The organism is Sphingomonas sp. BK345, from assembly GCF_014193845.1.
In the GTDB taxonomy this organism is placed as follows: domain Bacteria; phylum Pseudomonadota; class Alphaproteobacteria; order Sphingomonadales; family Sphingomonadaceae; genus Sphingomonas.
On record NZ_JACHZX010000010.1, the window covers coordinates 1 to 19,129 of the forward strand.

Here is a 19,129-nt window from a genome sequence, read left to right on the forward strand (position 1 = left end):
ACGCCGTGACACCACGTGCCGCGGGGTGGCCACCCCGCGGCACGCTCTCCAGCTCCGACAGCCTACACCACAATCCTGAGAGACAATCCTGAACTTGTCTCAGGATCCACCGTATCGCGAACACCTCCGCACCTGGGCGTTCGGACGGGTGATCCCGAGACAAGCTCAGGATGACGCCAGAGGGGAGAGATGGTCGTTATCTCTCGCGGACGATCGCACCCACGCCGCTCAATCCTCGCGCCACGCTCCCCCGCGCACGAAGCGCGCTAGCACCTCGGGGTAGAGCCGGTGCTCCGCTGCCAGCACCCGTTCGGCGAGCGTATCGGGCGTGTCGCCAGGCTCGATCGGCACCTCCGCCTGTCCGAGCACCGCGCCGCCGTCGAGTTCCTCGGTGACGACGTGGACCGAGCAGCCGGCGGCCGCGTCGCCCGCCGCGATCGCGCGCGCGTGCGTGTCGAGCCCCTTGTACTTGGGCAGCAGTGAGGGATGGATGTTGATGACCCTCCCGCGCCAGCGCGCGACGAACGCGTCGGACAGCAGGCGCATATAACCGGCCAGCGCGATCACCTCGACGCCCGCCTCGCGCAGCGCCGCGTCGAGCGCCGCCTCATAGGCGGGCTTGCCGATCCCGCGCGGCGACAGCACGAAGGTTGCCAGCCCCTGCTCGCGCGCCCAGGCAACCCCCGCCGCCTCGGGCTTGTCCGAGGCGACCAGCCCGATCATGTAAGCGTCGCCGGCCGCTGCCGCGAGCGAGCGCATGTTCGATCCGCGGCCCGACACCAGCACCGCTACCCGCACCGGCATGCTCATGCGCGGTGGGTCGCGGTCCAGTCGGCGCGCGCGCTCCACGTTTCGATCGAGCCCGAGACGGTGCAGCCGCGCTCGCCCGCCTCGATCCGCCCGATCGCATGGACCGTCTCGCCCGCGTCGCGGAGCGCCGCGGCGACCGCGTCCGCCTGATCTGCCGCGACCACCACCGCCATGCCGATGCCGCAGTTGAAGGTGCGCGCCATCTCCTCCGGCTCGATCGCACCCTGCGCCTGGAGGAAGGCCATCAGCCGCGGCTGCTCCCAGGCGGCGGCGTCGACCATCGCGTGCGTGCCGGCGGGCAGCACGCGCGGGATGTTCTCGAGCAGCCCACCGCCGGTGATATGCGCGAGGCCCTTGACCCGGTGTGCGCGCAGCAGCGGCAGCAGGCTCGCGACATAGATACGGGTCGGGACCATCAGGTGATCGACCAGCAGCTTGTCGGGATCGAACAAAGCCGGTCGGTCGAGCTTCCACGCCTTGTCGGCGGCGAGGCGGCGTACCAGCGAGAAGCCGTTGGAGTGGACGCCCGAGGAAGCGAGCCCGAGGATGACGTCGCCCGGCGCGATCGTCGTGCCGGTGAGCACGTCGCCGCGCTCGACCGCGCCGACGCAGAAGCCGGCGAGATCATAGTCGCCCTCGCCGTACATGCCCGGCATCTCCGCGGTCTCGCCGCCGATCAGCGCGCAGCCGGCGATACGGCAGCCCTCCGCGATCGAGGCGACGACTCGCTCCGCGACCACGGTATCGAGTCGGCCTGTCGCGTAATAGTCGAGGAAGAACAGCGGCTCGGCACCCTGAACGATCAGGTCGTTGGCGCACATCGCCACCAGGTCGATGCCGACGCCCTCGTGCCGCTGCCACTCGATCGCGAGCTTCAGCTTGGTGCCGACCCCGTCATTGGCGGCGACCAGCAGCGGATCGGTGAAGCCCGCCGCGCGCAGGTCGAAGAAGCCGCCGAAGCCGCCCAGGTCGGCGTCGGCGCCGGCACGTCGCGTCGCGCGGGCCAGCGGCGCGATGGCGCGGACCAGCGCGTTGCCGGCGGCGATCGAGACCCCGGCCTGCTCGTAGGTGTAACCTTCGTTGCTCATGGCGACGCGCCTAGCCACATCGCGCTTGGATTTCCACGCCTGCTTCGCCAAAAGACGCGCGACATGCGACGCCTCCCCGCCATCATCGCCGCCGTGGCCGCGAGCGCGCTCGGCGCCGCCGCGGTCGTCGCGCAGATCGAGGGCGGCGACCGCGGCGTCGCCGCCGTGGACAGCTCGGACGATTTCGAGGTCAGCGGCGTGCGCGTCGACGTCTCGGGACCCAACGCCGAGGCGGCGCGGCTCGCCGGCTGGCGCGAGGCGCAGCGCAAGGGCTTCACCCAGCTCGCGCAGCGGCTCGGCGCGGGCGAGCGGACGCTGCCCGACGGCGCGCTCGACTCGATCGTGTCGAGCATCGTCGTCGAGCAGGAGCAGATCGGACCCAACCGCTATATCGCGCGGCTCGGCCTGCTGTTCGATCGCGCGCGCACCGCCGCGCTGCTCGGCGTGTCGGCCTATGTCGAGCGTTCGCCGCCCTTCGTCGTCGTGCCGGTGCAATGGGCGACCGGGGTCGGCACCGCGTTCGAGCAGCGTACGCTGTGGCAGGAAGCATGGGCGCGCTTCCGCACCGGCGGCAGCACGATCGACTATGTCCGGCCGAGCGGCACGGGGCCCGACCCGCTGCTGCTCAACGTCGGCGAGACGCAGCGCCCCGACCGCGGCTGGTGGCGCGCCGTGCTCGACCAATATGGCGCCAGCGACGTGCTGATGCCGACCGCGCGGCTGACGCGGCAGTGGCCGGGCGGCCCGGTGGTGGGCAGTTTCGAGGCGCGCTACGGACCCGATCATCGCCTGCTGCGTGGCTTCACGCTGCGCGTCGGCAGCGCGCGCGGCATCCCGGCGCTGCTCGACGAGGCGGTGAGGCGACTCGACTCGATCTACCAGGAGGCGTTGCGCGGCGGCGCGCTCGACCCGGACAGCGGCCTCAATCCGATCATGCCGGAGGCGACGCCGACGCCGATCGATCTCACCGACGCCTTCGCCGACCTCACCGCGTCGACGGCGATCACCAGCAGCATCACGGTGCAGTTCGACACGCCTGACGCGGGCGCGGTGACCGGCACCGAGGGCGCGCTGCGCGGCGTGCCCGGCGTAAGCTCGGCGGCGACGACCAGCCTCGCGCTCGGCGGCGTTTCGCTGATGGCGGTGAGCTACGCGGGCACGCCCGAGGCCTTCCGCGCGGCGATGGAGGCGCGCGGCTGGCAGGTGTTCGGCACCGGCACGACGCTGCGGATCCGGCGCGCGCCGCCTGGCGCCACGCCCGCGGCGCCCGCTCCTGCCGCGGCGCCGCCGCGCGGTCCGGCGGGATGAGCCAGTTCGCGCTGCCGCTGGCGTTGCCCATCGACGCGCGCGACGCCGAGTTCCTCGTCACCGACTCCAACGCGGCCGCGGTGCGGCTGCTCGATCACTGGGCCACCTGGCCGGTGCGCACCGCGATCATCGCCGGCCCGCCGCGCTCGGGGCGCACGCTGCTGGGGCAGATCTTCGCGGCGCGCTCGGGTGGGAACCTCATCGACGATGCCGAGACCCGCGACGAGGAGGCGCTGTTCCACGCCTGGAACCGGGCGCAGGATGAACACCGCCCCTTGCTGCTGCTCGCCGCGGCACTGCCGCCGGACTGGGCGATCGCGCTGCCCGACCTGCGCACGCGCCTCGCCGCCAGCCCGGCGGCGACGATCGGCGCGCCCGACGACGCGCTGGTGCGCGCGCTGATCGAGCGTGGCTTCGCGCGCCGTCACCTCGACGCGCGGCCCGAGTTGATCGCCTGGCTCGCCGCCCGGGTCGAGCGGAGTCATGCCGCTGTCATCGATGCTATAGAGAGACTGGACCGCGCCGCATTGGCGGGTCGGCGCCGACTGTCGATCCCGCTGGCGCGCGAAACCCTCCAGCCCGACGCGGCGTTCACCGCGCAGAGCGACCAGTCATGACCCGACCCACCACCATCGCCCGCATCGACGCCGAGGACGTGCTCGACGATCCGTTCGTTGATCGCGACGGCGGGCGCTACTTCAACCGTGAGCTGTCGTGGCTGTCGTTCAACCGTCGCGTGCTCGACGAGGCCTGCAACCGCGCGCATCCGCTGCTCGAGCGCCTCCGCTTCCTCGCCATCTCGGGCGCCAACCTCGACGAATTCTTCATGGTGCGCGTCGCCGGACTGAAGGGGCAGCAGCTCCAGGACGTCGAGGCGCGCTCGGCCGACGGGCTCACCCCTGGCCAGCAACTCGCCGCGATCGTCGAAGAGGCCGACTCGCTGATGGCGAGCCAGCAGGCTGTGTGGAGCGACATCCGCGCCGAGCTCGCGGAGGCCGGTATATCGGTGCTCGGCAGCCACGCGCTCGCCACCGCGCTCGACGCCGAGCAGCATGCCTGGCTCCAGACGCATTTCCACGAGCAGCTTTTCCCGGTGATCACGCCGCAGGCGCTCGACCCGGCGCACCCGTTCCCGTTCCTTCCCAATCGCGGCATGGCGGTGATGTTCGACCTGGTGCGCCGCTCGGACCAGGAGCCGATCCGCGAGCTGGTCATGCTGCCTCCGGGCATGCCGCGCTTCGTCCGCGTGCCGGGCGAGGGCGCGCGCTACGTCGCCACCGAGTCGATCCTCAAGCGCTTCGCGCCCGCGCTCTTCCCCGGCTACGACGTGCTCGGCGCGGCGGAGTTCCGGCTGCTGCGCGACAGCGATATCGAGATCGAGGAGGAGGCCGAGGACCTCGTTCGCTACTTCGCCAACGCGATCAAGCGCCGGCGCCGCGGCCGCGTGATCCGTCTTGAGCTGGAGACCGGCATGCCCGACACGCTCGCCGCGGTGCTGCGCGACGAGCTCGGCGGCGCGGACGCGATCGTCACCGAGACCGGGTCGTTTCTCGGCATCGGCGACCTGTCGTTGCTCGCCGACGAGGATCGGCCCGACCTCAAGTTCGTCCCGTTCGCGCCGCGCTTCCCCGAGCGAATCCGCGAGTTCGGCGGCGACTGTTTCGCCGCGATCCGCTCGAAGGACATCGTCGTCCACCACCCGTACGAGACGTTCGACGTGGTGCTGGCCTTCCTCAAGCAGGCGGCGAACGACCCGGACGTGGTCGCGATCAAGCAGACGCTGTACCGCGCGGGCAAGCAGTCGGCGGTGATCAGCGCGCTGATCGCGGCGGCCGAGGCGGGCAAGTCGGTCACCGCGGTGGTGGAGCTGAAGGCACGCTTCGACGAGGAGCAGAACCTGCAATGGGCCAGTGCGCTGGAGCGCGCCGGCGTGCAGGTGGTCTACGGCTTCATCGACTGGAAGACGCACGCCAAGGTGGCGATGGTGGTGCGACGCGAGAACGGCAAGTTCCGCACCTACTGCCATTTCGGCACCGGCAACTACCATCCGGTGACCGCGCGGATCTACACCGACCTCAGCTTCTTCACCGCCGACCCGCGGGTAGGGCGCGACGCGGCACGGCTGTTCAACTACATTACCGGCTATGTCGAGCCGGGGGACATGGAGAAGGTCGTGCTCAGCCCGCGTAGCCTGCGCGAGCGGCTGATGCAGGACATCGACCGCGAGATCGCGCATGCGCGCGCCGGCCGCCCGGCCGCGGTCTGGGCCAAGATGAACTCGCTGGTCGATCCCACGATCATCGAGAAGCTCTACGAGGCGAGCAACGCCGGGGTGGAGATCGACCTGATCGTCCGGGGCATCTGCTGCCTGAAGCCGCGCGTGCCCGGCATGTCCGAGAACATCCGCGTCAAGTCGGTGGTCGGCCGCTTTCTCGAGCACAGCCGCATCGCCGCCTTCGGCAACGGCGCCGCGCTCCCCAACGACGATGCGCTGGTCTATATCTCGTCCGCGGACTGGATGCCGCGCAACTTCGATCGCCGTGTCGAGTATCTGCTGCCGATCGATAATGAGACGGTGCATGATCAGGTGCTCGACCAAGTGATGGTTGCTAACCTCATCGACAATGAGCAGAGCTGGGAACTCCAGTCCGACGGCAGCTACGTGCGCGTCGAACCGGGGGACAAGCCGTTCAACCTCCACCGCTATTTCATGGTGAATCCGTCGCTGTCGGGGCGCGGGGCGGCGCTCGACGGTGACGAGGTGCCGGTGCTGTCGCTGAGGCGGCGGCGTTGAGACTGTTGCCGTCGCGCCGGGTGCGGCGCACGCCGGCAGGCGGAGGCGACGAGCCGCCACGCACCGCGATCATCGACATCGGCTCCAACTCGATCCGCCTCGTGGTCTATCAGGGACCGCCGCGGCTGCCCTCGATCCTGTTCAACGAGAAGGTCCTCGCCGGCCTCGGGCGCAGCCTGGCGCAGTCGGGCGCGATCGACGCGCCGGCGATGGCGACCGCGCGCACCGCGCTCCAGCGCTTCGCCGGGCTGGCGCGCGAGATGGAGGTCACTCGGCTGCGCACCGTGGCGACCGCGGCGGTGCGTGACGCGGCGAACGGCGACGAACTGATCGCGGTCGCCGAGGCGGCGGGCCTCACTGTCGAGACGCTCCCCGGCGAGAAGGAGGCGGAGGCGGCGGGTCTGGGTGTGCTGTCGGGAATCCCCGATGCTGACGGGATCGTCGGTGACCTGGGCGGCGGCAGCCTCGAGCTGGTCCGCGTGCGCGGCGGCGCGCTGCACGAGCGCGCCTCCTTCCCGCTCGGGGTGCTAAGGATCGGTGCGCTGCGCGGGACGGGGCAGCTCGACAAGAAAGTCGGAGCGCTGCTCGCGGCGGGCGGCTGGAGCGGGGCCGGGCGCGACGTGCCGCTGTACCTGGTGGGCGGCTCGTGGCGCGCGCTGGCGCGGCTGGACATGGTCGTGACCCATTATCCACTTCCCGTCATCCACCAATATGCCATGTCGGCGGATACGGTCGCGCGGCTGCGGCGCACGCTGGCGCACGTCAACAAGGCGCGGTTGCGTGAGATACCCGGCATCTCGGGCGGTCGCGTGCCGACGCTCAGCGACGCCGCCGCGCTGCTCGCCGCGGTGCTGCGGCATCTCGGCAGCACGCGGACGATCGTCTCGGCCTATGGACTGCGCGAGGGGTTGCTCTACGACGAGCTCAGCGCCGAGGAACGCGCGCTCGATCCCTTGGTGGTGGCGACGCGCGACGAGGGGCGCGTGAGCGGGCGCTTCATCGAGCACGGCGACCTGCTCGATGCCTGGATCGCGCCGCTGTTCGCCGACGAGGACGCGGGCGATGCGCGGCTGCGCACCGCGGCCTGCCACCTCGCAGACGTAGGCTGGCGGGCCAACCCCGACTTCCGCGCCGAACGCGGGCTGGAGATCGCACTTCACGGCAATTGGGTCGGGATCGACGCGCGCGGCCGCGCGATGCTGGGCCAGGCGCTGTGGACCGGCATGGGCGGCGCCGTCACGCCGCCGCCTCCGCTGACCTTGCTCGCGGACGAGCCGTCACTGAAGCGCGCGGCGGCGTGGGGCACCGCGATGCGGCTGGGACAGCGGCTCAGCGGTGGCGTGGCGGGGCCGCTGGGGCGCTCGTCGCTGCGCGTAGAGGCGGGGGAGCTGGTGGTGACGCTGTCGGGCGACGACGCCGCGCTGTACGGTGAGACGGTGCATAAGCGGCACAAGGCGCTGGCGCAGGCGCTGGGATTGCAGCCGCGACTGGGATGAGGAAGGCTGAGGTCGGCGTGCGCCGCCTTCACCACCCACCAGCGTCATCCTGAACTCGTTTCAGGATCCACCCATCCGCAAACGCAGCGGCCACCAAAAGTGCGGCACGGTGGATCCCGGACCAAGTCCGGGATGACGGCAGTAGGGGAGGGGCGGGACGTCAACGATTACCCCGCAGGCCTCAGGCCTCAGCCGCAGCTCAGCTTGACGATCGTCCCGCGCGCGTCCGTCTCCACGTTCAGCCGGTCGGCGCGATAGTCCATCGTCAGCGCGTCGCCGGTGGCATAGCGCCGCACCGTGCGCGCGCTGCTCAGCCGCTGCGCCTCCGCCACCGAGGCGTCCGCCTGGCGCCCGACCAGCGCCGCCGCGACGCCGGCGTCGCAGCGCGTGCCCGGTGCCTCAGCGCCCGCGGCCGGCGTCGCAGCGACCGGCGCCGCCATCTTGGGCGCACAGCCCGCCAGCACGATCAGCACGACGGACGCGACCGCCGCCCGGCTCACGCCGCCGCCTCCGTCCGCGTCATCTTGAGCTTGCCGCCCTGCACCGCGAAGCCGAGCCGCCCTTCGACCAGGTCGAGCGCGTCGTGACCGAACTGGTCGTAGCGCCACCCCTGCAGGATCTGCAGCCCGTTGCGCTGCCCCGCCGCCAGCGCCTCGAGCTCGTCGCCGCGCGCGAGCAGCCGCGGCGCGACGTCGATGTCGCGCGCGCGGATCTTGAGCAGCAGCTTGAGCAGGTCCGCCACCAGCGCGCCCTCGCGCCCGAGCCCGGGCTTGCGGTCCTCGCGCGGCGGCAGCTCCGCCTCGGGCAGCGGCCCGGCCGATTCGATCGCCGCCATCAGCCGCGCGCCGATGTCGTTGCCCGCCCAAGTTTGCGACAGGCCGCGCACCTTGGCGAGATCGACCTGCTTGCGCGGCGGGTGGCTGGCGAGGTCGGCGATCGTCTCGTCCTTGACGATGCGGCCGCGCGGCAGGTCCTTGGCCTGCGCCTCGAGCTCGCGCCAGCGCGCGATCGCCTTGAGCCGGCCGAGCACCTCGGGCTTGCGGCTCGACACGCGGACGCGCTTCCACGCCACGTCGGGGTCGTTGGCGTAATTGGCGGCGTCGGCGAGCCGCTCCATCTCCTGGTCGAGCCACGCGCCGCGGCCGGTCTTGCGCAGCCGCTCCAGCATCTTGGGAAAGATCGCGGCGAGATGCGTGACGTCGCCGATGGCATATTCGATCTGGCGCGCGTCGAGCGGGCGGCGCGCCCAGTCGGTGAAGCGCGCGCCCTTGTCGACCGGTATGCCGAGCCAGCTGTCGACGAGGTTGGAATAGCCGATCTGCTCACCCTGGCCGAGCGCCATCGCCGCCACCTGCGTGTCGAACAACGGGTGCGGAGTCTTGCCGGTGAGATTGTAGATGATCTCGATGTCCTGCCCGCCGGCGTGGAAGACCTTGAGCACGTCCTCATTGTCGACCAGCAGGGAGAGCAAGGGGGCGAGGTCGATGCCCGCCGCCATCGGATCGATCGCGGCGGCTTCCTCGGTGTCGGCGATCTGGATGAGGCAGAGCTCCGGATAGTAGGTGCTCTCGCGCATGAACTCGGTGTCGACCATCACATACGGCGCCTCGCTGAGGCGGGTGCAGAGATTGGCCAGCGTCGCGCTGTCGGTGATCAGGGGGTGAACGTGCATAAGCGCCTGCCCATAGCCGGGCAGGCGCGGGTTGACAAAGAGGGTAATGACGCGAGAGGGCGGCGACCATCCGACAACCGCCGTCGCGGCGCGTCGAAGGCCGCCGTGCCGTCGCTTCCCGCGGCGCCGGCGCCCGGAGCGAAGCGCGGCGCCGTAGCCAGAGTTTCCGCCCCATGCACGCCTATCGCTCCCACACCTGCGCCGCGCTGACCGCCGACGACGCGGGCCAGACCGTCCGCCTCTCGGGCTGGGTGCATCGCAAGCGCGACCATGGCGGCGTGCTCTTCGTCGACCTGCGCGACCATTATGGCGTCACCCAGATCGTCGCCGACAGCGACTCGCCCGCGCTCGCGCTGCTCGAGAGTGTGCGCGTCGAGTCGGTGGTGACGATCGATGGCGAGGTGAAGCGCCGCAGCGAGGCGACGGTGAACGGCGCGCTCGCGACCGGCGAGATCGAGGTGTACGCGCGCGCCGCGACGGTGCAGAGCGCCGCGGCCGAGCTGCCGATGCCCGTCTTCGGCGACGCCGAGTATCCGGAGGAGATCCGGCTGCGGAACCGCTACCTCGACCTGCGCCGCGACAAGCTCCACGCCAACATCATGCTGCGCTCGAGCGTGATCGCCTCGATCCGGCGCCGCATGGTGGACCAGGGCTTTACCGAGTTCCAGACGCCGATCCTGACGGCCTCGTCGCCCGAGGGCGCGCGCGATTATCTGGTGCCGAGCCGTGTTCACCCCGGCAAGTTCTACGCGCTGCCGCAGGCGCCGCAGATGTTCAAGCAGCTGCTGATGGTGGCGGGCTTCGACCGCTATTTCCAGATCGCGCCGTGCTTCCGCGACGAGGACGCGCGCGCCGATCGCAGCCCGGGCGAGTTCTACCAGCTCGACTTCGAAATGAGCTTCGTCACGCAGGACGACGTCTTCGCCGCGATCGAGCCGGTGCTGCACGGCGTGTTCGAGGAGTTCGCGAACTGGCAGGGCAAGGGTCGGACCGTCTCGGCGCTGCCGTTCCGCCGCATCCCGTACCGCGAGTCGATGCTCAAGTACGGCAACGACAAGCCCGACCTGCGCAATCCGCTGATCATCAGCGACGTCGGCGAGCAGTTCGTCGGCTCGGGCTTCGGTCGCTTCGCGTCGATCGTCGAGGCCGGCGACGTGGTGCGCGCGATCCCGGCGCCCAGCACCGCCGACAAGAGCCGCAAGTTCTTCGACGACATGAACGCTTGGGCGCAGGCCGAGGGCTATGCCGGGCTCGGCTACGCCACCCGCAAGGCGGGCGAGTGGGGCGGCCCGATCGCCAAGAATCACGGCGAGGAGAAGATGAACGCGCTCGCCGACGCGCTTGGCCTGGGGCCGGACGACGGGCTGTTCTTCGCCGCGGGCAAGGAAGCGCAGGCGGCCAAGCTCGCCGGGCTGGCGCGCACCCGCGTCGCCGACCAGCTCGGGCTGATCGACACGTCACGCTTCGAGTTCTGCTGGATCGTCGATTTCCCGATGTTCGAGTATGACGAGGACAACAAGAAGGTCGACTTCAGCCACAATCCCTTCTCGATGCCGCAGGGCGAGCTGGATGCGCTGGAGACCAAGGACCCGCTCGATATCCTGGCCTATCAGTATGATATCGTCTGCAACGGCATCGAGCTGTCGTCGGGCGCGATCCGGAACCATCGTCCGGACATCATGTACAAGGCGTTCGAGATCGCGGGCTATACCAAGGCCGACGTCGACACCAACTTCGCCGGCATGATCAACGCCTTTAAGTTCGGCGCGCCGCCGCACGGCGGGTCGGCGCCGGGGATCGATCGGATCGTGATGCTGCTCGCCGACGAGCCCAACATCCGCGAGGTGATCGTCTTCCCGATGACGCAAAAGGCCGAGGACCTGATGATGGGGGCGCCCAGCTTCGTCTCGGCCAAGCAGCTCAAGGAGCTGAACATCAAGGTCACCGCCGAGCTGCCGAAGGACAAGGACGCGCTGGTGGCGCCCGCGGCGGGGTGAGGGCGTTCAGCTAGACATGTTCCCCGGCGAAGGCCGGGGCCCAGTTGGGCCGGCCGTGGTGAGTTCCATTTACGGCCCCCGACTGGACCCCGGCCTCCGCCGGGGAACAGAAGAGGGTGGAGGTGCCCGCTCCCGCGATCACCCCCGACCCGATCACGCCGGCTCGAAGTGGCCGTCCTCCTGCAACACGCGCAGCTTGCCGTCGGCGATCGCGAAGACCGCGCCGTGCAGCCGCAGCTTGCCCGCCTCGACCCGCTCCTGCACGAACGGGAAGGTCATCAGGTTCGCGAGCGAGACCTTGACGCCCTCCTGCTCGAGCGCGGTCTGGCCCTCAGGCCCCTGGCCGTGCTCGTGGATCACCTTCTCGCGCGCGTCGTCGAGCAGGTCGATCCACGCCGCGACGAAGCCGCCATGGCCCGGCTCGGCCTGCTTGAGGTCGCCGGACAGCGCCGCCTTGACGCCGCCGCACGCGCCGTGGCCGAGCACCAGCACCTCCTCGACCTGGAGCACGGTGACCGCGAACTCGAGCGCGGCCGAGACGCCGTGGCGCCCGCCGCCGGTCTCGAACGGCGGCACCAGCGCGGCGACGTTGCGCACCACGAACACCTCGCCCGGGCGGCTGCCGAAGATCGTGGCGGGATCGACCCGGCTGTCCGAGCAGGCGATCACCATTACCTTGGGCGACTGGCCGCTGGCCAGCTCGGTCCAGCGCTCGCGCTCCTCCAGCCACTCGTTGCCGCGAAAGCGATAGTAGCCCTCGACCATATCGTTAAACTTGCTCATTCGTCAGTTACCCTTCCGTTGTTTCGGGGACTGCCAGCCGCTATCTGCGACGGCATGAACGAGATGACTCCGCTTCCGGCTCCAGCACGCCAGCGCAAGCCCGACTGGATTCGCGTCAAGGCGCCCACCAGCGAGGGCTTCGCCGCCACGCGCGCGCTGATGCGCTCGAAGAGCCTCACCACCGTGTGCGAGGAGGCCGCCTGCCCGAACATAGGGGAGTGCTGGACCAAGAAGCACGCGACCGTGATGATCCTGGGCGACACCTGCACGCGCGCCTGCGCCTTCTGCAACGTCAAGACGGGCATGCCGCGCGCGGTCGACCCGATGGAGCCGCAGAACGTCGCCGACGCCGCCGCGCAGATGGGCCTGGAGCATATCGTCGTCACCTCCGTCGACCGCGACGACCTGCCCGATGGCGGCGCGCGGCAGTTCGTACGGGTGATCGAGGCGATCCGTCGCACCAACCCGACGACGACGATCGAGATCCTCACACCCGATTTCCGCAACAAGCACGAAGCCGCGGTGGAGGCCATCGTCGCGGCGCGCCCAGACGTGTATAATCACAATCTGGAAACCGTGCCGCGGCTGTACCCGACGATCCGGCCAGGCGCGCGCTATTATGCGTCGATCCGGCTGCTCGAGAGCGTCAAGAAGCTCGATCCGTCGATCTTCACCAAGTCGGGCATCATGCTCGGGCTCGGCGAGGAGCGGCTCGAGGTCCACCAGGTGATGGACGACATGCGCTCGGCCGACATCGATTTCCTGACGATGGGCCAGTATCTCCAGCCGACCCCGCGCCATGCCAAGGTGGCCGAGTTCGTGCCCCCCAAGGCATTCGACGCCTATGCCGCGATCGCGCGCGCAAAGGGATTCCTGCTGGTGGCGTCGTCGCCACTGACGCGGTCGAGCTATCACGCGGGGGACGACTTTGCGAAGATGCGGGCAGCGCGCGAGGCGAAGCTTGCCCAAGCATAGCGAGACCCGCCGGCTGCCCTACAGCCCCGAGCAGATGTTCGACCTGGTCGCGGACGTGCGCCGCTACCCCGAGTTCCTGCCCTGGGTCACTGCGATGCGCGTGCGCCGCGACGGCGATAGCGAGACGCTTGCGGACATGATCGTCGGCTTCAAGGGGCTGCGCGAGACCTTCACCTCGAAGGTGGCCAAGGCGCGGCCGGACACGATCCGCGTCGAATATGTCGACGGGCCGTTGAAGTACCTCCACAACGACTGGCGCTTCCGTCCCGACGGCGAGGGCGGCTCGCTGGTCGACTTCACCGTCGACTTCGCCTTCAAGAACCGCATGTTCGAGATGCTCGCCGGGCAGGTGTTCGGCGTTGCGCTACGCAAGATGATCGGCGCCTTCGAGGAGCGCGCGCGCGCGCTCTACGGCGACTCGGTCGCGGGCTCCTCGTCGGGCTCAGGCAGCAGCAGTTCCAGCGCGCACAGCGCCGCCTGAAGCCGCACCCCGGCGCGGCCGAGGTCGCCGAAGAAGCGCTTGTCGGCGACCACGTTGGCGGGATCGCCCGCGCGCTCGGCGCGCGCGAACACGACCGTGCCGACCGGCTTCTTCTCGGTCCCGCCGCCCGGCCCTGCGACGCCGGTGATCGCTACGGCGACGTCCGCCGCGGACTGCGCCAGCGCGCCCTGCGCCATGCTCCACGCCACCGCGATCGAGACCGCGCCGAAGGTGTCGAGCACGTCGCCGCTCACCCGCAGCTGGCGCTGCTTTGCCTCGTTGGAATAGGTGATGAAGCCCGCGTCGAAGACGTCGGACGAGCCCGCGATCTCGGTCAGCGCGGCGGAGACGAGCCCACCGGTGCAGCTCTCCGCCACCGCGACGCGACGCCCGGCAGCGCGATTGGCCTCGATCACGCGGCGCGCCGCGTCGACCAGTTGCTGGGGGAGCACGTCGTCGCTCACCGTCCGGTCACCGCGGCGCAGACCGGCAGGTCGGGGATGGCGTCGCGCTTGCCCTTGTTCTTCTCGCCCTTGAGATATTGCAGCGTCGCGACGACGATGCCCGCGGTGTTGCGCGCCGGCAGCGGCTCGAGCAGCGTCACGAGCCGGTCGAGCGTCCCGCAGTCGCCGGGCTGGATCCGCCCGGTGATCTGCGGCGCGAAGAGCGAGGTCAGCATTGGGCGCGCATAGTCGCTCAGCAGCAGCAGTTCCACCGCCGGGTCGCTGAGCTTCGCGATCGCGGTGCGCGCCGCTGGCCAGGCGAGGTCGGCCTCGCGATCATACTTCGCGAGCAGGGCGCTGTCCGATTTCCGCAGCAGGCTGGAGGCGGGCAGCGCGGCACAGACGCGGCCAGCGTCGCGGATGATCTCGGGCAGGGCGACCAGCGCGATCGACTCGGCGTCGGTGCTCGATAGGCAGCGGTCCTGCGCGGCGGCGGGAGGCGCGGCGAGAAGCGCGACGCCGGCCAGTGCCGCGGCGAGCGAGGGGAGGCGGTTCATGCGTCCAGTCCGCCCGGCAGCGTCACGGTGGCGACCGCTTGCGCGGCGATCCCCTCGCCACGTCCGGTGAAGCCGAGTCGCTCGGTAGTGGTCGCTTTCACGCTGACTCGATCGGTCGACAGCCCGAGAAGTTCCGCGATCCGCGCCTGCATTGCAGCGCGATGCGGGCCGATCTTGGGCGCTTCGCACATCAACGTGAGGTCGACGAAGGTGACGCAACCCCCGCGCGCCTCGACCAGCGAGCGCGCGTGCGCGAGAAACTGTCCCGATTCGGCACCGCGCCATCGCGGGTCGCTTGGAGGAAAATGCGTGCCGATGTCGCCCGCCGCGATCGTGCCGAGAACTGCGTCGGTGATGGCGTGGAGCGCGACGTCGGCGTCGCTGTGGCCGGAGAGACCTTGGTGGTGCGGGATGAGCACGCCGCCCAGCCACAGCTCTTCGCCGTTCTCGAGCCGGTGAACGTCGAAGCCGCTCGCCGAGCGGGTTTCCGTGCCGACGCGCGCCGCCGCGGCGGCGAAATCAGCGGGGTAGGTGATCTTGTCGAGCATCATGTCCCCTTCGACCTGCGCCACGCTCAGCCCGAGCGCGCGCACCATCTGCGCGTCGTCGGTCGCCGCGCCGCCATCCCACTCCGCATGCGCGCGCACCAGTGTGGCGGCGTCGAACGCTTGCGGCGTCTGCACGCGCGCGAGCGTCTCCCGCGCTACCGTAGCACCGTCCGCCGCTACCAAGGTATCGGCGACGGGCAGCACCGGAATCGCGCCCGGTGCGTCGGCCAGCGCGGCGAGCAGCCGGTCGACGACCGCATGGGGCACGAACGGCCGTGCCGCGTCATGCACCAGCACGCGCGTCGCGCCCGCGGCAGCGTCGAGCCCCGCGCGCACCGAGTCGCGCCGCTCGATACCGCCGATCGCCCATTCGGCGCCGGGCACCGCCGCCGCGAGCAGCGCCTGCTGCCCCGCGCCGATCACGACGATCACGCGGTCGATCGCGGGGTGCGCCGACAGCGCGGCATGGCTCCACGCGATCATCGGCCGACCCGCGACGAGTGCATATTGCTTGGGCGCGGCGCTGCCGCTGCGCGAGCCGCTGCCGGCGGCGACGATGAGGGCGACCGTGGTCATGGCGGCGCGCCCTAGCCGCTCCGCGCCGAGCTTGCCAGAGCGGTGCGCGTCGACTACCTGCCCATTTTTCGAGCAGCAGCGATGAATCAGCCTCTTCCCTCCCGGCTCACGCCGATCCGCATCGGTGAGGTGAGCGTCGACCAGCCGGTCGTGCTCGCGCCGATGACCGGTGTCTCCGACCAGCCGTTCCGTACCTTGGTGCGGCGCTACGGGTCGGGGCTCAACGTCACCGAGATGATCGCGAGCCAGGCGGCGATCCGCGAGACGCGCCAGTCTCTGCAGAAGGCGATGTGGCACGTTTCGGAGGAGCCGGTGTCGATGCAGCTGGTCGGCTGCACCCCGCACGAGATGGGCGAGGCGGCGCGACTGGCGCGCGACAAGGGTGCCGCGATCATCGACATCAACATGGGCTGTCCGGTGCGCAAGGTCACGAACGGCGACGCCGGCTCGGCGCTGATGCGCGACCTCGGGCTCGCCGCGGCGATCGTCAAGGAAGTGGTGCGCGCGGTCGACGCACCGGTGACGCTCAAGATGCGGATGGGCTGGTGCCACGACAGCCTCAACGCGCCCGAGCTGGCGCGCATCGCGGAGGACCTCGGCGTCCGCATGGTCACGGTCCACGGCCGCACCCGCAACCAGATGTACAAGGGCAACGCCGACTGGGGCTTCGTCCGCTCGGTCAAGGAGGCCGTCTCGATCCCCGTGATCGTCAACGGCGACATCTGCGGGATCGACGACGCCGAGACCGCGCTGGCCCAGTCGGGCGCGGACGGCGTGATGATCGGCCGCGGTGCCTATGGGCGGCCATGGCTGCTCGGCCAATTGATGCACTGGTTCGCCACCGGCGAGCGCCGGCCCGACCCGACGCTCGACGAGCAATATGCAGTGATCTCAGAGCATTATGAGATGATGCTGAGCCACTACGGCATCGTCACCGGCGTCAACATGGCGCGCAAGCACATCGGCTGGTACACCAAGGGGATCCACGGCTCGGCTGAGTTCCGCAACGCGGTGAACCAGGAGCCCGATCCCGAGCGGGTCAAGACGATGCTCGCCGACTTCTACGCGCCGCACCGGATGCGGGACGCCGCGTGAGATCGACGCAGCGCGGGCCGAGCGAGGCCGAGCTGCTCGCCGCGCTGCCGGTCGCGGTGCTGGTGGTCGATCCCGAAGATCGCGTCGAGCGCGCCAACGCCGAGGCGGAAACGCTGCTCAACCTCTCCGAGCGAGCGATGCGCGGCCAGACCGTCGCCGAGCTGCTCGGCGTGGCCGACGCTGAGGCGCGGCGTGCCAATCATGCCTTCGCCGCCTTCGACATCGAGGTGGAGACTCGCGGCGGTGCCCGCGTCCGCGTCGACCTGGTCGAGGCGGCGGTGGTCGATCAGCCGGGCTGGCGCACGATCACGCTCCACCATGCCGCGGCGTCGCGCCGGCTGGGCGTGTCGGGCGACCGCGCCGCGGCGGCCCGCGCAGCGGTCGGGGCGGCGGCGATGCTGGCGCATGAGATCAAGAACCCGCTCTCGAGCATCCGCGGCGCGGCGCAGCTGATCGCCGACGGCGCGGCGCCCGACGAGCTCACCGGGCTGGTCATCACCGAGGTCGACCGGATCGCCGCGCTGATCGATCATATGGAGGATTTCACCGACACCCGACCGCGCGAGGTGGCGCCGCTCAACATCTACCCGCTGCTGGCGCACGCGCGCGGCGTCGCGCTTGCGGGGTTCGCGCGCGATATCCCGATCGAGGAGCGCTACGACCCGTCGCTGCCGCCGGTGCTCGGCAACCGCGACGCGTTGCTCCAGGTGGTGCTCAACCTGCTCAAGAACGCCGCCGCGGCGCTGGGCGGTCGCGGCGAGCGGCGCATCACGCTCACCACCGCCTATCGCCACGGCATCACCGTGGCGACAGGCAAGGGGCGTGAGCGCGTCGCGCTGCCGATCGAGCTGTGCGTGATCGACACCGGGCCGGGCGCGCCCGACGACATCGCCGACCATCTCTTTGACCCGTTCGTGTCGGGCCGGCCCGAGGGCAAGGGGCTGGGGCTGGCGCTGGTCGACAAGCTGGTGCGCGACATGGGCGGGATCGTGCAATATGCGCGCGAGGGCCAGCCGCATCACACCGTCTTCCGCCTGCTGCTGCCGCGCGCCGCGTGATCGTCGGCAAGATCCTGATCGTCGACGACGACGATGCGGTGCGCACCGTGGTGGCGCACGCGCTGCGGCGGGCCGGTCACACGGTGCGCACCGCCGCCAGCTTGGCCGACATGGCGCGCGAACTGCGCACCCACCCGCCCGACGTGCTGGTGACCGACGTGGTGCTGCCCGACGGGGACGGCATCGACCATGCCGGCCGGCTCGCGAGCGAGCGCCCCGACATGCCGGTGATCGTGCTCTCCGCGCGCAACACACTGACCACTGCCGTGCGCGCCACTGAGGCGGGCGCCTACGACTATCTCCCCAAGCCGTTCGACCTCGACACGCTGACCCGCACCATCGCGGCGGCGCTCAAGCGCGGGGGCGCGGCGACGGAGGATCGTGCCGTTGAGGAGGAGCAGCTGCCGCTGATCGGTCGCTCGCCCGCGATGCAGGACGTGTACCGCGTCATCGCGCGCGTGATCTCGAACGATCTGACCGTGCTGGTCTCGGGTGAGTCGGGCACGGGCAAGGAGCTGGTCGCGCGCGCGATTCACGATCTCGGCGGGCGCCGTGCCGCGCCGTTCGTGCCGATCAACATGGCGGCGATCCCGCGCGAGCTGATCGAGGCCGAGCTGTTCGGGCACGAGCGCGGCGCCTTCACCGGGGCAACGCAGCGGAGCGCGGGGCGGTTCGAGCAGGCTGCGGGCGGCACACTCTTCCTCGACGAGATTGGCGACATGCCGATCGAGGCACAGACGCGGCTGCTGCGCGTGCTCCAGTCGGGTGAGTTCACCACGGTGGGCGGCGCGCGCACGATCCGCGCCGACGTCCGCATCGTCGCCGCCACCAACCGTGACCTGCAGCAGGCGGTCGCGGGCGGGCAGTTCCGCGAGGACCTCTATTACCGCCTCAACGTCGTGCCGGTCGCGCTGCCCGCGCTGCGCGAGCGCCGCGGCGACATCGCCGAGCTGGCGCGCCATTTCCTCGACCGCGCGGCCGAGGCGGGGCTGCCGCGCAAGACGCTCGCCGCCGAGGCGGTCGCCGCGCTGGAGGCGCATGACTGGCCCGGCAACGTCCGCGAGCTCGAGAACCTCATGCGCCGCCTCGCCGCGCTGTCGCGCGACGACCGGATCGGCGCGGCCGAGGTGACGGCGACGATTGGCGCCGTTCCCACGTTGGTCGAGGCGCTGCCCGATCCCGGCATCGAGGCGGCGGTGCGCGCGATGATCGAGCGGTTGGCGCGCGAGGAGCCGCGGGCGCTCGACGACGGCTCGCTCTACGATCGCGTGATCGGCGCGGTGGAGCGGCCCTTGATCGCGGCGATGCTGGCACGCCACGGCGGCAACCAGCTGCGCGCCGCCCGCGCCATCGGGCTCAACCGCAACACGCTGCGCAAGCGGCTCGACGCACTCGGGATCAGCCCGGGCGCGCGGGCGGCGGGATCGGACGAGCCATAAGTTTCCGAA

At 70.7% G+C, this 19,129-nt stretch carries 18 protein-coding genes; 10 read left to right on the forward strand and 8 right to left on the reverse strand.

Annotated elements, in window-relative coordinates:
- Positions 1 to 228 precede the first annotated feature (228 nt).
- Together purN and purM are read right to left on the reverse strand one after the other, a co-directional pair.
- A complete protein-coding gene (purN, locus tag FHY03_RS19625) occupies positions 229 to 810 on the reverse strand; it encodes a phosphoribosylglycinamide formyltransferase (protein WP_183932154.1) in 582 nt (193 codons plus the stop codon).
- Entirely contained in the window at positions 807 to 1,898 is a 1,092-nt protein-coding gene (purM, locus tag FHY03_RS19630) for a phosphoribosylformylglycinamidine cyclo-ligase (protein ID WP_183932155.1), read from the reverse strand. Before purM ends, purN begins: the two co-directional genes overlap by 4 nt.
- 63 nt (positions 1,899 to 1,961) lie before the next feature.
- Between purM and FHY03_RS19635 the strand changes: the two genes are divergently transcribed.
- Genes FHY03_RS19635 through FHY03_RS19650 form a run of 4 tightly spaced genes read left to right on the forward strand, consistent with a single transcriptional unit; the run spans position 1,962 to position 7,496 of the window.
- Complete coding sequence (locus tag FHY03_RS19635; RefSeq protein WP_183932156.1) at positions 1,962 to 3,206, forward strand: heavy-metal-associated domain-containing protein; 1,245 nt, start codon at positions 1,962 to 1,964, stop codon at positions 3,204 to 3,206.
- Positions 3,203 to 3,823 carry an HdaA/DnaA family protein gene (locus FHY03_RS19640; RefSeq protein WP_183932157.1) on the forward strand — a complete coding sequence of 207 codons (621 nt, stop codon included), beginning with the start codon at positions 3,203 to 3,205 and terminating at the stop codon, positions 3,821 to 3,823. Before FHY03_RS19635 ends, FHY03_RS19640 begins: the two co-directional genes overlap by 4 nt.
- Positions 3,820 to 6,000, forward strand: coding sequence for an RNA degradosome polyphosphate kinase (locus FHY03_RS19645; RefSeq protein ID WP_183920349.1), 2,181 nt, complete (start codon positions 3,820 to 3,822; stop codon positions 5,998 to 6,000). Before FHY03_RS19640 ends, FHY03_RS19645 begins: the two co-directional genes overlap by 4 nt.
- 5 nt (positions 6,001 to 6,005) lie before the next feature.
- A complete protein-coding gene (locus FHY03_RS19650; protein ID WP_221190370.1) occupies positions 6,006 to 7,496 on the forward strand; it encodes a Ppx/GppA family phosphatase in 1,491 nt (496 codons plus the stop codon).
- 188 nt (positions 7,497 to 7,684) lie between these two features.
- Here FHY03_RS19650 and FHY03_RS19655 read toward each other — a convergent pair whose 3' ends face one another.
- The gene (locus FHY03_RS19655; RefSeq protein WP_311722436.1) at positions 7,685 to 7,996 is read right to left on the reverse strand and encodes an I78 family peptidase inhibitor; all 312 of its coding nucleotides are present in this window, start codon (positions 7,994 to 7,996) and stop codon (positions 7,685 to 7,687) included.
- Entirely contained in the window at positions 7,993 to 9,168 is a 1,176-nt protein-coding gene (gene rnd / locus FHY03_RS19660) for a ribonuclease D (RefSeq protein WP_183932158.1), read from the reverse strand. The genes FHY03_RS19655 and rnd overlap by 4 nt, the downstream gene beginning before the upstream one ends.
- A 173-nt stretch (positions 9,169 to 9,341) precedes the next feature.
- On the opposite strand from rnd, the gene aspS reads away from it, so the two are divergent.
- Positions 9,342 to 11,165, forward strand: coding sequence for an aspartate--tRNA ligase (gene aspS / locus FHY03_RS19665; protein ID WP_183932159.1), 1,824 nt, complete (start codon positions 9,342 to 9,344; stop codon positions 11,163 to 11,165).
- A gap of 153 nt (positions 11,166 to 11,318) precedes the next feature.
- Here the strand turns inward: aspS and FHY03_RS19670 are convergent, their stop codons facing one another.
- Complete coding sequence (locus FHY03_RS19670; protein ID WP_183920355.1) at positions 11,319 to 11,948, reverse strand: carbonic anhydrase; 630 nt, start codon at positions 11,946 to 11,948, stop codon at positions 11,319 to 11,321.
- Positions 11,949 to 12,002: 54 nt separating this feature from the next.
- Here FHY03_RS19670 and lipA point away from each other — a divergent pair, with 54 nt between their 5' ends.
- Positions 12,003 to 12,923 (forward strand): lipoyl synthase, encoded by a 921-nt coding sequence (gene lipA, locus FHY03_RS19675; protein ID WP_183920357.1) that lies wholly within the window; start codon positions 12,003 to 12,005, stop codon positions 12,921 to 12,923.
- Positions 12,910 to 13,404: a type II toxin-antitoxin system RatA family toxin gene (locus FHY03_RS19680; protein ID WP_183920359.1), complete on the forward strand. Its 495-nt coding sequence runs from the start codon at positions 12,910 to 12,912 to the stop codon at positions 13,402 to 13,404. Before lipA ends, FHY03_RS19680 begins: the two co-directional genes overlap by 14 nt.
- On the opposite strand, the gene FHY03_RS19685 is transcribed toward FHY03_RS19680, so the two are convergent.
- Genes FHY03_RS19685 through FHY03_RS19695 form a run of 3 tightly spaced genes read right to left on the reverse strand, consistent with a single transcriptional unit; the run spans position 13,332 to position 15,528 of the window.
- Positions 13,332 to 13,868, reverse strand: coding sequence for a CinA family protein (locus FHY03_RS19685; protein ID WP_183920361.1), 537 nt, complete (start codon positions 13,866 to 13,868; stop codon positions 13,332 to 13,334). The two genes, FHY03_RS19680 and FHY03_RS19685, sit on opposite strands and share 73 nt — an antisense overlap.
- A complete protein-coding gene (locus tag FHY03_RS19690; RefSeq protein ID WP_183932160.1) occupies positions 13,865 to 14,404 on the reverse strand; it encodes a hypothetical protein in 540 nt (179 codons plus the stop codon). The genes FHY03_RS19685 and FHY03_RS19690 overlap by 4 nt, the downstream gene beginning before the upstream one ends.
- Positions 14,401 to 15,528: a bifunctional 2-C-methyl-D-erythritol 4-phosphate cytidylyltransferase/2-C-methyl-D-erythritol 2,4-cyclodiphosphate synthase gene (locus FHY03_RS19695; RefSeq protein WP_183932161.1), complete on the reverse strand. Its 1,128-nt coding sequence runs from the start codon at positions 15,526 to 15,528 to the stop codon at positions 14,401 to 14,403. The genes FHY03_RS19690 and FHY03_RS19695 overlap by 4 nt, the downstream gene beginning before the upstream one ends.
- An 81-nt stretch (positions 15,529 to 15,609) precedes the next feature.
- On the opposite strand from FHY03_RS19695, the gene dusB reads away from it, so the two are divergent.
- Genes dusB through ntrC form a run of 3 tightly spaced genes read left to right on the forward strand, consistent with a single transcriptional unit; the run spans position 15,610 to position 19,120 of the window.
- Positions 15,610 to 16,623, forward strand: coding sequence for a tRNA dihydrouridine synthase DusB (dusB, locus tag FHY03_RS19700; RefSeq protein ID WP_183920367.1), 1,014 nt, complete (start codon positions 15,610 to 15,612; stop codon positions 16,621 to 16,623).
- On the forward strand, positions 16,620 to 17,681 hold the full coding sequence (locus tag FHY03_RS19705) for an ATP-binding protein (protein WP_183932162.1): 1,062 nt from the start codon (positions 16,620 to 16,622) through the stop codon (positions 17,679 to 17,681). The genes dusB and FHY03_RS19705 overlap by 4 nt, the downstream gene beginning before the upstream one ends.
- Positions 17,678 to 19,120 (forward strand): nitrogen regulation protein NR(I), encoded by a 1,443-nt coding sequence (gene ntrC, locus FHY03_RS19710; RefSeq protein ID WP_183932163.1) that lies wholly within the window; start codon positions 17,678 to 17,680, stop codon positions 19,118 to 19,120. The genes FHY03_RS19705 and ntrC overlap by 4 nt, the downstream gene beginning before the upstream one ends.
- The last annotated feature ends 9 nt before the right edge of the window (positions 19,121 to 19,129 follow it).